8 protein-coding genes and 1 pseudogene are annotated in these 12,694 nt (G+C 62.9%); 5 read left to right on the forward strand and 4 right to left on the reverse strand.

What is annotated here, in order from left to right; all coding sequences use genetic code 11:
- The first annotated feature begins 86 nt into the window (after positions 1-86).
- The gene (locus AC0KVN_RS20540; RefSeq protein WP_483656368.1) at positions 87-404 is read left to right on the forward strand and encodes a LysR substrate-binding domain-containing protein; all 318 of its coding nucleotides are present in this window, start codon (positions 87-89) and stop codon (positions 402-404) included.
- A gap of 79 nt (positions 405-483) precedes the next feature.
- Here the strand turns inward: AC0KVN_RS20540 and soxR are convergent, their stop codons facing one another.
- A complete protein-coding gene (gene soxR / locus AC0KVN_RS20545; RefSeq protein WP_100206951.1) occupies positions 484-924 on the reverse strand; it encodes a redox-sensitive transcriptional activator SoxR in 441 nt (146 codons plus the stop codon).
- Between the two features lie 550 nt (positions 925-1,474).
- On the opposite strand from soxR, the gene AC0KVN_RS20550 reads away from it, so the two are divergent.
- From AC0KVN_RS20550 to AC0KVN_RS20560, 3 genes are read left to right on the forward strand one after another with little or no spacing between them, the layout of a single operon-like run.
- Positions 1,475-2,611 (forward strand): efflux RND transporter periplasmic adaptor subunit, encoded by a 1,137-nt coding sequence (locus tag AC0KVN_RS20550; RefSeq protein ID WP_435567829.1) that lies wholly within the window; start codon positions 1,475-1,477, stop codon positions 2,609-2,611.
- A 1-nt stretch (position 2,612) separates the two neighbouring features.
- Entirely contained in the window at positions 2,613-5,690 is a 3,078-nt protein-coding gene (locus AC0KVN_RS20555; protein ID WP_435567828.1) for an efflux RND transporter permease subunit, read from the forward strand.
- On the forward strand, positions 5,683-7,113 hold the full coding sequence (locus AC0KVN_RS20560; protein WP_435567827.1) for an efflux transporter outer membrane subunit: 1,431 nt from the start codon (positions 5,683-5,685) through the stop codon (positions 7,111-7,113). The genes AC0KVN_RS20555 and AC0KVN_RS20560 overlap by 8 nt, the downstream gene beginning before the upstream one ends.
- Positions 7,114-7,186: 73 nt before the next feature.
- Here AC0KVN_RS20560 and AC0KVN_RS20565 read toward each other — a convergent pair.
- Both AC0KVN_RS20565 and AC0KVN_RS20570 read right to left on the reverse strand, forming a co-directional pair.
- Positions 7,187-7,414 (reverse strand): annotated as a pseudogene (locus AC0KVN_RS20565) (TrbI/VirB10 family protein); the annotation flags it as partial.
- A gap of 154 nt (positions 7,415-7,568) precedes the next feature.
- On the reverse strand, positions 7,569-8,243 hold the full coding sequence (locus AC0KVN_RS20570; RefSeq protein WP_435567826.1) for a DUF2490 domain-containing protein: 675 nt from the start codon (positions 8,241-8,243) through the stop codon (positions 7,569-7,571).
- Between the two features lie 274 nt (positions 8,244-8,517).
- Between AC0KVN_RS20570 and AC0KVN_RS20575 the strand changes: the two genes are divergently transcribed.
- The gene (locus AC0KVN_RS20575) at positions 8,518-10,632 is read left to right on the forward strand and encodes a TonB-dependent siderophore receptor (protein WP_435567825.1); all 2,115 of its coding nucleotides are present in this window, start codon (positions 8,518-8,520) and stop codon (positions 10,630-10,632) included.
- A gap of 19 nt (positions 10,633-10,651) precedes the next feature.
- Here AC0KVN_RS20575 and AC0KVN_RS20580 read toward each other — a convergent pair whose 3' ends face one another.
- Positions 10,652-12,643, reverse strand: coding sequence for an alpha/beta hydrolase family protein (locus AC0KVN_RS20580; protein ID WP_435567824.1), 1,992 nt, complete (start codon positions 12,641-12,643; stop codon positions 10,652-10,654).
- Between the last annotated feature and the right edge of the window lie 51 nt (positions 12,644-12,694).

A 12,694-nucleotide genomic window follows, 5' to 3' on the forward strand; every position in this document is an offset into this window, starting at 1 on the left:
CTCGACCGTCGTGCCATCCTTGAAAGGGGGTCCCTTTTGCGCGCCGATCGGGGGTCCCGTTTCGACGCCGATTGACAGCCTGGTCCATGCCCGGTGATCCCGGCTTGCCCCAATTCACCCTGCGAAGCGGCATAATGGTCAACGATACCGAGGCGTTCGTCGGCTGTGCCCTTAATGGCTTGGGATTGATTCAAGTGCCGGGATTGGTCGTGGCCGATCATCTATCGACCGGTTCGCTGGTTGAGGTTGTGCCGGAAATGCGGTCAATTCGCTGGCCGCTCTCGATCATGTATCCCAATCGACAACATTTGGCGCCCCAGGTTCGCGCTTTCATCGACTGGGTGACGGAGATGGTCACCGCTTCAGCGAGCGAGTGGTTGTACCCGACGGCCGATCGGCAATGAGACTTTCATCCCCGATGACCATATAACGGACGGCATTTCCGGTTGGTGTTCAGGCTTGATAAGCCCAGATCTTTGCAGATCAATCGAATGCACGTGCGCCCGATCCGGCTCCGGCTGCTATGTCGCCAGGGTTCCGCAAGGGACAGTCGGCGAGCGACAGGCATCCGCAACCAATGCAGCTATCCAGTTGATCGCGAAGGCTCGACATCAGCGCAATCCTGCGATCCAGTTCCGCACGCCAGGATTTGGACAGGGCAGACCAGTCATTCATTGCCCGCACATGCCCCGACGGGAGTTGGGCGATGCTGTCCTTGATTTGGGCAAGGGGAATGCCGACACGCTGGGCAACCTTGATCACCGCGATCAGGCGAAGCACCGAGCGATGATAGCGCCGCTGATTGCCACTGGTCCGCTGGCTCTCGATCAAACCCTGTGCCTCGTAGAAATGAAGCGTCGAGATCGGCACGCCGGCGCGCCGGGCGACTTCACCTACACCAAGACCAGTGGCTGCCAGCGGCATCGATATGTCCATTTTGCAGCGACATCGTCGCGGACGAGATATCGCTTTACCTCAACTATTATTGAGGTTTTATAGAGGCACTCCCTGATTCGCAAGGGAGGTCGATTTGCTATTCCTGATCTCAATGGTTCGCGCGTCGTATTGGCGCGCTCAAAAGCGATTCCTGTTGCAAGCCTCTCGCAACAAGAATAATCGATGTTGGCCGGAAATAGAGTTGCAGGGTGGTGTCTCCTGCGCTTGCCAGGTGGCAAGTTCTTCTCCGCCGCGGTGTCAACCCGAACCTGTTTCGGGGCATGACGCGCGGTGTTTACGGCTCTTGCCGACGCACGTCCTGTCCCCGTGAAGGATAGCCCGTGCGCGCAGACGATTGTGACCCTTCCCCATTCTCCGATGAGCGACTGTCTTTGACGGAGTCCTGCGTGACTTCGCGGCAGCCATCTCGCCTATATTCCTCTTATCCAACTGGATTTTCGATGAGCATCGATCCTTTCGGCCTTGCGGTTCTGCTCTGGCCCCACTTCGTTCGCCTGAAGCGGAGGGAGGTGAAAGCATGAGCGATCATAATCTGCCCGAACCATCGCGCGCTGCCCCGCGATTGATCCGCCCGACACGCACTATGTTGCTGACGATCGTCCTGCTTTTCGTGCTTCTGGGGACCCTGTATCTTTGGCGTGGATGGCGCGCGAGCCAGGCGCAGGCCTGGCAGCCCCAAGCGGTACCGGTCGCTGCCATGGTCGTGCAGTCGCGCGACATTCCTGCCGCGCTGGAGGCTGTCGGTTCTTTGCGTGCCGTGCGCGAAGTCACTTTGTCGCCCGAAATTGCCGGCAGAGTTTCAGCGATTCATTTCGAAGCGGGGCAACCGGTTGGAGCCGGCGCGCTGCTGGTGCAATTGTTCGACGGGCCTGAACGAGCCGACCACCGTGCCGCGCAGGCCAAGGCAGCCTTTGCCGGAATTCAGGTCGCCCGATCACAGGAACTGGCGCCAACCGGCGCGGAACCGCGCGAGACACTCGAACAGCGCCGCGCTGATCGCGATCAGGCCGCCGCCGCCGTGCAGCAGATCGACGCACGGCTGGTCCAGAAGCAGGTGCGTGCACCTTTTGCCGGGATATTGGGCATCCGGCAGGTCAATCTTGGCCAATATCTCAATCCCGGCGATGCGGTGGCGACGCTGACCGCGCTCGACAGCCTGTTCGTGGATTTCGCCCTGCCGCAACAGGAACTGAGCCGATTGAAGCCTGGTGCAACGGTCATCGTTACAAGCGATGCCTGGCCCGGCCGCCGCTTCACGGCAAAGGTGAACGCGATCGAGCCGAAGATCGGCGCGGATACCCGCAACGTCAGCGTGCAGGCGCTGTTGGGGAATGGCGATCGCGCATTGCGTCCGGGCATGTATGTCACCGCCGCGCTGGAACTGCCGGTGCAGCAGGGCGCGCTGCTCGTGCCCGCCACCGCGATCCAGACCTCGGCGCAGGGGGACAGCATCATCGTCATTCGTGGCAGCAATGCTCGCGTTGGCGGCAAGGCGGAGATCGTACCGGTCCAGACTGGGCGCCGGGTCGGCAATGATGTCGTCGTCACGCGCGGCCTGCGCGCCGGGGATGTGATCGTCACCGAAGGCCAGTTGCGGGTGCAGCCGGGCGCCGAGGTCAAGGTTGCGGCCCCGACCATCAAGGGAGGCCGCTGACATGGCCTTCACCGATCTCTTCATCCGCCGGCCGATCCTTTCGGTCGTCGTCAGCCTGCTGATCCTGCTGATCGGCCTTGCTGCGCTGTTCAGCCTGCCGATCCGCCAATATCCCCGGATGGAAAGCGCCACGATCACGATCGACACGGCGCTGCCGGGCGCGACGCAGGACGTGATGCAGGGCTTCGTCACGACGCCGATCGCGCAGGCGATCGCGACCGCCAACGGTATCGAATATCTCAGTTCCACCTCCAGCCAGGGCAAGAGCCATATCGCCGCCAAGCTGGTGCTGAACGCCAATGCCGAGCGGTCGATGACTGAAATTCTCGCCAAGGTGCAGCAGGTGAAATATCGTCTGCCTGCCGGCGTGACCGATCCGGTCATCGCCAAGATCACCGACGGCGCATCGGCGATCCAATATGTCTCCTTTTCCAGCAAGACCCTCTCACCACCGCAGATCCAGGATTTCGCCACCCGCGTGGCGCAACCGATGATCACCTCCGTCCCCGGCGTCGCGTCGGCGGAGATGACCGGCGGCGCGCCGCTCGCCATGCGCATCTGGGTCGATCCGGTGAAGCTGACCGCACGCGGCCTGACCGCCAGCGACGTCGCCAATGCGCTGCGCGCCAATAATGTGCAGGCCTCGCCCGGCCAGTTGAAGGGCGCCAACACGGCGATCAACATCACGGCCGGCACTGACCTGCGTGATGTCGGCGCCTTTCGTGACATGGTCCTCAAGAGCGAGGCGGGCGGTATCGTTCGTCTGGCCGATGTCGCGACGGTGGAAATGGGCGGCCAGAATTATGATGCCGGCGCCCTGTCGTCGGGTGTCCCCGGCATTTCGATCGCCATTTCCCCGACGCCCGATGGCAATCCGCTGGAAATCGTAAAGGCCGTCCAGGCAATGATCCCCGAGATGCAGCGGGTCGCTCCGCCGGGGGTGAAGGTCCATAATGATTTCGACGTCGCCCATTTCGTCAATGCCTCGATCGAGGAGGTCGAACATACGCTCATTGAAGCGATCGTCATCGTCATCCTCGTCATCTTCCTGTTCCTCGGCTCGGTCCGTGCGGTCATCATCCCGATCGTCACCATCCCGCTCTCGCTGCTCGGCACGGCGGCGCTGATGCTGGCCTTCGGCTTCTCGCTCAATCTCCTGACCCTGCTTGCGATGGTGCTGGCCATCGGTCTGGTGGTCGATGACGCCATCGTCGTCGTGGAAAATATCCACCGTCATATCGAGGAAGGCCTCTCTCCCTTCAACGCGGCCTTGGTCGGTGCGCGGGAAATTGTCGGTCCGGTCATCGCCATGACCATTACCCTGGCCGCAGTCTATGCACCGATCGGCCTGATGGGTGGCCTCACCGGCGCGCTGTTCCGCGAATTCGCCTTCACCCTGGCCGGATCGGTGATCGTGTCGGGCGTGATCGCGCTCACCTTGTCGCCGATGATGAGCGGCAAGCTGCTCAACGCCAAGCTGGCCGAAGGCAGGCTGAGCCAGGCGATCGAGCATAATATGGAGCGGCTGACCCAGGGCTATGGCCGACTGCTCGATCGCACGCTGGCGGCGCGCGCGGCGGTGCTGGTGGTCGGCGTGGCGATGCTCGGCACGATCGTCCTGCTCTTCACCGGGAGCCAGCGCGAACTCGCCCCGCAGGAGGATATGGGCTATGTCTTCGTCGCGACCAAGGCGCCGCAATATGCCAATATCGACTATATCTCGCGCTTCAACCGCCAGGTTGATGACATCTTCCGCACCTTCCCGGAATATCGCGGCAGTTGGTTCGATGCTGGCGGGGCCAATGGCACCAATAATGGGTTTGGCGGTATCATCCTGTCCGAATGGGGCGACCGCAAACGCAATGCCGACGCCATTCAGGGTGAACTGGTTGGCCGCACCAGCGCCGTCACCGGCATCTATGCCACCGCCTTCCAGGACAGCCCCTTGCCGGCGGGCAGCGGCGGCCTGCCGGTGCAGATGGTCATCCGTTCCTCCGATGACTTCTCGCAAATCTACCAGACGCTGGAGGCGGTGAAGGGCGCGGCCTGGGGCAGTGGCCTCTTCGCCTTCGTCGACAGCGACCTCGCCTTCGACAGTCCCGAGGCGCATATCAGCGTCGATAGGGCCAAGGCCGGGCAACTGGGCGTCACCATGGCGGAGATTGCCGATACGCTGGCGGTGCTGGTGGGCGAAAATTACGTCAATCGCTTCAACTGGCATGATCGCAGCTATGACGTGATCGCACAGGTGCCTCGCGACAAGCGCGTCACGCCTGACAATCTGGGCCAATATTATGTCAAGGCCGGGTCGGGCGCGCTGATCCCGCTGTCCACCGTGGCAAAGGTCGAGATGCGCCCGCAGCCCAACAAGCTGCCGCAGTTCAACCAGATGAACTCTGCTACCCTGTCCGCGGTGCTGATGCCGGGTGTCACCATGGGCCAGGCGGTCGACTTCCTGAAGACGCAGCCGATGCCGGCCGGGACCAGTATCGACTGGCTGTCCAACAGCCGCCAATATGTGACCGAGGGCGATCGGCTGACCGTCTCCTTCGCCTTCGCCCTGATCGTCATCTTCCTGGTGCTGGCGGCGCAGTTCGAAAGCTTCCGCGATCCGCTCGTGATCCTGGTGACGGTGCCGCTGGCGGTGTGCGGCGCGCTGGTGCCGCTCTATCTCGGCTTCACCACGCTCAACATCTATACCCAGATCGGGCTGGTGACGCTGATCGGCCTCATCTCCAAGCACGGTATTCTCATGGTGTCCTTCGCCAATGAGATGCAGGAAAAGGAAGGGCTGAGCCGCATGGAGGCGATCCGCCATGCCGCCGCCGTCCGGATGCGGCCGGTGCTGATGACCACGGCGGCGATGGTAGCGGGGCTGGTTCCGCTGCTCTTCGCTGGCGGCGCCGGCGCAGCCAGCCGCTTTGCCATCGGCATCGTCGTCGTCATGGGCATGCTGATCGGCACGCTCTTCACCCTGTTCGTCCTGCCCACTTTCTACACGCTGCTGGCCGGCGACCATCGCAAGGCGGCGCCGGGCGATGAAGGCGCCCAGCCTGCGGGAGACCTTGCCCATGCGTAAATCTCTTTTGCCGCTGATCGCGGCGCTGATGGCCGGCGGATGCGCCGCTGGCCCCGACTATCACCGTCCCGAACTAAAGGCCGCCGCCAGTGGCGCTTTCGTGACGCAGGCCAATGCCTTCGATCCGACCGCGCCGCTGCCGGACCAATGGTGGAAACTCTATGATGATCCGGCGCTCGATGCGCTGGTGGCGCAGGCGCTGGCCGCCAACACCGACCTGCGCGTCGCCGCCGCCAATCTCGCCAGGGCCCGCGCCACGCTGAGCGAGGCCAAGGCAGGACGCCTGCCGGCCACCGACATCAATGGCGGGGTCAGCTATGGCGACGGAATGCAAGGCGCGGGCGGCGCCTTCACCCAGGATCAGGCGCAATGGTCGCAAAATGGCAGCCTGGCGCTGAGTTGGGAGGTTGACCTGTTCGGCCGCGTCAGCCGCGCGGTCGAGGCGGCCCGTGCCGATGCGCAGGCTGTGGAGGCGGCCCGCGATGCCGTGCGCGTGACGGTCGCGGCGGAAACGACACGGGCCTATCTCGACGCCTGTTCCTATGCTCATGCGCTTGGCGTGGCGCAGGATAGCTGGCGCGTCAGCACCGACAGCCTGCGCCTTGTGACCGCGCAGGAAAAAGCCGGATCGGTCGGCAAGTTCGATGTCGAGCGTGCCGCCGCCGCTGCCGCAACCGCGCGTGCCGCGATCCCGGCGCTGGAAGCGCAGCATCAGGTCGCGCTGTTCGAACTCGCTGCCCTGCTGGGCGCCACACCCGCCGACATTCCCCCTGCTGCCCGGCAATGCACGACGCCGCCTGCCCCCATGGCGGCATTGCCGGTGGGCGACGGCGCATCCCTGCTGCGCCGTCGCCCTGATCTGCGCCAGGCGGAGCGACAGTTGGCGGCCGACACGGCACGGATCGGCGTCGCGACCGCCGCGCTCTATCCGAAGATCAGCCTGGGCGGGTCGGGCAATTTCTTCCGCAACGACAGCGTCCGCGGCAATGACAGTCTCAGCTTTTCGGTGGGACCGCTGCTCAGTTGGAGCTTCCCCAATATCAGCGTCGCGCGTGCCCGCATCCGTCAGGCCGAAGCGCAGGGGGACGCCTCGCTCGCCGCCTTCGACGGCACCGTCATCACGGCGCTCAAGCAGGTCGAACAGGCACTGACCAATGTCGGGCGTGAACAGGAAAGGCTGGCCGCTCTTGACGAGGCTGAAGTTCGCTCGACCCGCGCTTTCGATTTCGCCAGCCAGCGCTATCGGGCAGGGTCTGTCGGCCTGCTGGATGTGCTTGTTGCACAATCGGCCTTACTGGACGCCCGAACGGCGCAGGCGACGTCGCTCCAGCGACTGTCCACCGCGCGCGTCGATCTGTTCAAGGCGCTTGGCGGTGGCTGGCAATCGGGCAACGCAAGCGCGCCCGTTACTGGCGTCAGATAGAAGGACAAGCTGCAGCCGGCCTCCTGGAACAAATGCTCATCCACGGGAGATCGGCTGCAGGGGGAGCGCCGCTGACGTCGCTTTCACCTTTGATGGTCAGTTCCGATCCAACATCCAGGAGCGTTGCGATGGCGATCCCCTTGAGCCGGGACCAACTGTAGAAATCGACATTGTCGGCCAGCCCGGCATATCCAGCCGTATCCGTCGCTGGAAAATTGTCGAGCCGCAGCGAACTGCCGTCCGTGAGAAGGAGGCGCTGCCAGATAACCAGCGCGCGCTGCTGGCCGAAAGCATCGATGCTTTGACTTCACTGTAATTCAGCATCCTGATGCTCCAATTCGATGTCGTCTCCGCACCATTTCTCGAAGTATCGCAAATTCCGTTCCTTCAAGAGAGCAACGTTAATTCTTTCATCAGTCGCAACAGGATTCCCTTCCCCCCAATCAATCCAGCGATCAGAAACTGAAGCTGAGCGAGAGCGAGGCGACATTGTCGTTGCTGTCGTCGGCATCGGAGCGGAAGCCATGCTGGTGGAGATAGCCGATCTCCACATTCACATTCTTGGCCAGCGGCGTGGTGATCGCGATCAGGTTCCGCATCCGCTCCTCGCCCTGGACACGCTGGAAATTGGTCTTGTTGAGATCGATGAAGCTCTCATGGCTGAGGATCAGCGCGGTCTTGCCGCCTTCCTTGAAGGGCATTGTCAGCTTCACATAGGGACGCAGGCGCCAGGCGGTGCCGTCAATTCCTTCGCGCCAGCGCTGCTCCATCCGCATCCGCGCGCTGACCGACACCGGGCCGAGCTTGAGGATATTGTCGACCGTCACCTGCTCGCGGACGCGATGCTCCATCACGGTGAAATCGCCGCCATCATATTGCGGGTCATGGGTGTAACCAGCCCAGACCGTCACCTTCTTGTCGAGCTTGTAACCGACCAGCGTGTTGCTCTCGACCTCGTACAGGCCGTCGCGATCATTGCTGAAGCGGGCGACGATCTCCTGCTGGAGGCGCCAATGGTCGGACAGCTTCACCGTCGCGCTGGTGGTGGTCCAGAGTTGCTCATCCTCGCTGGCATGGGCGGTCGCGGGCAGCGCCATCAGGGCAAAAAGGCAGAGGGACAGGCGGCGCATCGGGCATTGCTCTCCAACAGGGTTGGCGGGCCTCTATGACGATTCGATTACATGCCAGCGTCAGTTTGATTGCCATTTTGTGACAATGGCAGTCCGGACAATTGCTGATGTGCACATCCTCCGTCCGGCATTCGGCAGGCCGGAACATGTCGCGCCAAATCAGCCTGTTACATATTGCAATATAGTCGCAATATCATTAGCCGAGCGACATTGGGGAGAGGCCAGAAGGAGCGAACCAGCTCCATTCCTTATCCATTTTAACGGGATCGCCGCCTTGCCCAGCCTCCGCCTCGCGCGTCTTTGCGCCCTGCCCTTCCTGTTTGCACCACTGCCCGTGCTGGCGCAGGCCCCGCTCGATGCGGCCGCCGGCGACAGCGACATCCTGGTCACCGCCCGCGCGCAGAAACTCTATCGCGTCGAGGATAGCGAGATCGGCAAGATCCCGGCCGATCCGATGGACATTCCCCAGTCGGTCCAGGTCATCACCAGCGAGCTGATCCGCGACCAGGGCGCACGCGACATCACCGACCTTTATCGCAATGTCGCCGGCGTCAGCGCCAACCAATATGCCACCGTTACCTATCGCGGTTTCCGACAGGAATCGATGTTCTATGACGGGCTGCGCGGCGACCCGTTCCAGGGCTTCGCCGTGCCGAACCTGTTCAGCATCGACCGGGTCGAGTTTCTGAAGGGGCCGGTCGGCATGCTTTACGGCGCCAGTTCGCCCGGCGGCATGGTCAATTATGTGACGAAGAAGCCGCAGGACAAGTTCGCCGCATCGGTGCGCGCGGTGGTCGGCAATTATGATCGCTATGGCGCGTCGGGCGAAGTGACCGGGCCGATCGACGCTAATGGCGTGGTCGCCGGGCGGGCCGGCCTGTTCTACGAGAGTTTCGACACGGTGCAGCGCTTTTCCGGCAGCCGCAGCCTGGTCGCGGACGGCGGGCTGAAGTTCAATCTGGCGCCCGACACCAGCCTGACGGTGCAGGCGACCCGTTATGACCAGGATCGGCCCGGCAACCGGCTGCGTGGCGTGGCGATCGATGCGGACGGCAATTTCCTGGCCGACCGGAGCTGGACCCATAATGAAAAGAACGACAGACTGGACCTGAAGGGCACCGTGCTGCAGGCGCGGCTCGACAGCCGGCTGTCGGATGCGGTCAGCATCAATGCATCGGGCCGCTGGTTCCGCTACACCGAATATCAGCGCTATCATGAACCGCTGGGACCGATCGACACCGACGGCGATGGCGTGGTCGATACCCAGCCGCGCGAATTCCGGTCGCAGCATCGCACGATCGAGGGCGCGAGCCTGGCGAGCAACATGATCGCCAGGCTGGAGACCGGCGGGATCAAGCATACAATATTGGTCGGCGCCGACTGGTATCGCGAGACCCAGGATTTCAGCGGCGTGACGATCAAGGGCGTGCCGGGCCTGTCGCTCAACAACCCCGTCTATGGCCTGAGTAATCCGACAGAGGCGGATCTGGCCGGCCTGACCCCGGAAGTGAATGCATCACGCGCCCATCGCTATGGCGTCTATGCGCAGGAACAGGCCGATATTGGCGAGCATGTCATCCTGGTCGGCGGCGTGCGCCATGACTGGTTCGACGACAAGGACGAGATTGGCGGCGCCTATGCCGATGGCGGTCGCTGGAGTTGGCGCGTTGGCGGCATCTACAAGCCGGTGCAGTCGGTGTCCCTCTATGGCAGCTATGCCCAGAGTTTCGAGCCGCAAAGCCCCGGCAACCAGAATCCGGCGGTCGGCGGCCCCTTCGCCCCGATCGCCAGCCGCCAGTTCGAGGTCGGCGCCAAGGGCGAGCTGATGCAAGGCAAGCTGCAACCGACGATCGCGCTCTATCATATCGTGCGCAACGGCATCGTGCAGGTCGATCCCGATCTGGAACCGGTCAATGGCCTGGACCAGCTGTCGCCGGTCGGCGAAGTCACCAGCAAGGGGATCGAGCTGACGCTGGCGGCCGACATCAGCAAGAATTGGGTGCTGACCGCCAATTACGCCTATAATGACGCGCGCATCACCGACAGTGCGGACGGCGCGACGATCGACAATGCGGTCGGCGGCCGCTTCCCCAACGCCCCGCATCATCAGGCCGGGCTATGGTCCCGCTATCAGATCCCTGCCTGGGGCACGGCGCTGGCGCTGGGCGGCCAATATGTGTCGGGGCAGATCGACCGGCGCGGCGCGCATATTCCCGGCTTCACCGTGTTCGACGGCAGCATCACCCAGGATCTGGGCTTTGCCGAGGCGATGATCCGGGTCGAGAATATCTTCGACAAGACCTATGCCGTCGCCACCTTCGACGCGCGCAAGGGCGCCTTTGTCGGTCGGCCGCGCACCGTCTTCCTGGAGTTGCGGCGCGACTTCTGACGGTCGCGCCGCGCCCCGATCAAGCGGGGTTATGCGCTTTCAGAAAGGCTTCGAGCTGCTGGAGAAATTCCAGCCGGTCGGCCTGGCGCGAGAAGAAATGGTCGGCCAGCGGCTGTTCGACATAGATATAGTCGCGGCCGTCCACCTTGCCGGCAGCCTTGAGCTTTTCCGCCATTTCACGGGACTGGCCGACCGGTACGCGCCGGTCCTTCTTGCCATGCATCAGCAGGATCGGCGTCGAGAAGCCGGCAGCATAATTGATCGGCGAGACGACAGCAAAATCGGGCGCCTGCTCCTTCAGCCAGTCGCCACTGGCACCGGAATTCAGGAATCGCCGGTCATAGCGCATCATCGCGCCCAGATCCGACACGCCGGCATAGGAGACGGCGCAGCGATATTTACCGCCATCGCGCTGGGCCGCGCGCATCGCGGCATAGCCACCATAGGAGGCGCCGACGACGCATACCCGCTTGGCGTCCGCAATGCCCTGCTTCACTGCCCAATCGACCGCATCATTGAGGTCATCCTGCATGGCACGGCCCCATTGCCCCTCACCCTTGGCCGCGAATTCCGTGCCATAGCCCGATGAGCCGCGATAATTGGGCTGGATCACCGCATAGCCACGATTGGCCAGGAACTGCACCCACCAATCCCAGGTCTCCGCGTCGCGGGCGAAGGGGCCGCCATGGGGCATCAGAATTAAAGGAAGATCCTTCGCCTCCTTGCCATAAGGCAGGGTCAGCACCGCCGCGATCTCCAGACCGTCACGCGCCTTGTAGCGAATCGTCTTGACCGGGGAGAGTTGGGGCCGGACACCCAGCGTCTCGCTGACCTTCGATAGCAGCGACATGGCGCCATAATCGGTGTCATAATAATAATAGGCCCCCGGCTGGCTGGCCGCACCGACATGGACGATCAGTTTCTTCAAGTCCTGGCTGGTCGAGATGATGCGCGCGCGGCGATCACCCACGGCCTTGTCGATATCCGCCTGAATCTTCGCCAAAGTCGGGTCGAACCAGTGAACAGCTGGCGCATCGGCCGTGTAGCGCACGCCCGCCATGCCGGTGCCAGCGGCATCAACCTCCAGCCCGCCAAGATCGAAGCCGGGCGCTTCATAGAGCTTTTTGCCCAATTCAAGCGTGCCTAGGTCCAGTTCATAGAAGGCATCGGTGCCGTCGCGATCGTCGCTGGCGATCGCCTTACCCGGATCGGCAGTGAACAGCATCGGCACGATCAGCGATTCATGGCGGCGCCGATTAGCCTTGTCGACCACGCGGAAGCTGCCGCGACCATCGGGGCGGTAGAGCAGTTTCGAGGAACGGGTCGTGTCATTATAGCCCACCCCCATGCGCACCGCGCCGGTCGCATCGGCATACCAGCTGCGCACATATTGGCGCGACGCAACGACGGTGCGCATCTTGCCGGTGCTGACGTCCACCTCGCTAACCTGCGGCCAGAAACCAAGATCATCATAATAGATGGAGGTCTGGTAGGAGAGCAGGATGCGCGGGCTGCCATCACGGGCGACCCAGATGACATCGTCGCCATTTTGCGCGGCGACAGCCTTGGCAAGGATGCTGGCCTTGGTGCCGTCCGCCTTGATGCTGGCGACGCGGCTGATCGACCAGGGCATGCCCTGCACATTGGTTTCTGCGCCGATGCCGACGATCAGCCAGTCATTATTGACCCAGCGCCACCAGTTGAGGTCATTTTCGCCCAGGCCCATGGTGCGAACATTGCCGCCTTTCACTTCGGCGATCACCAATTGCTGCACGCCCTTGATCGCGATCCGCGCGGCGACGCGCGCGCCATCAGGCGAGAGTTCGGGTGAATCCATTGCCGGCAGTTCGGCGAAGGCCTCGATCGGCCAGGTCTTGGCGGTTGTCGCGGACACCTTGGCAGCGTCGGCCTTGGTCGCATCGGTTTGCGCAGAGACAGCAGGTGCAAAAGCCGCGAGCGCGCAGGCTGCGGCGGAAAGAATTGGTTTCAAACATACCCCCCAGTCAAACATGACCCCGCCCGTTACCGGGCGGGGTCATCGTCAGTCCGGCGATTTAAAACC

The organism is Sphingobium sp. SG1, assembly GCF_057063145.1.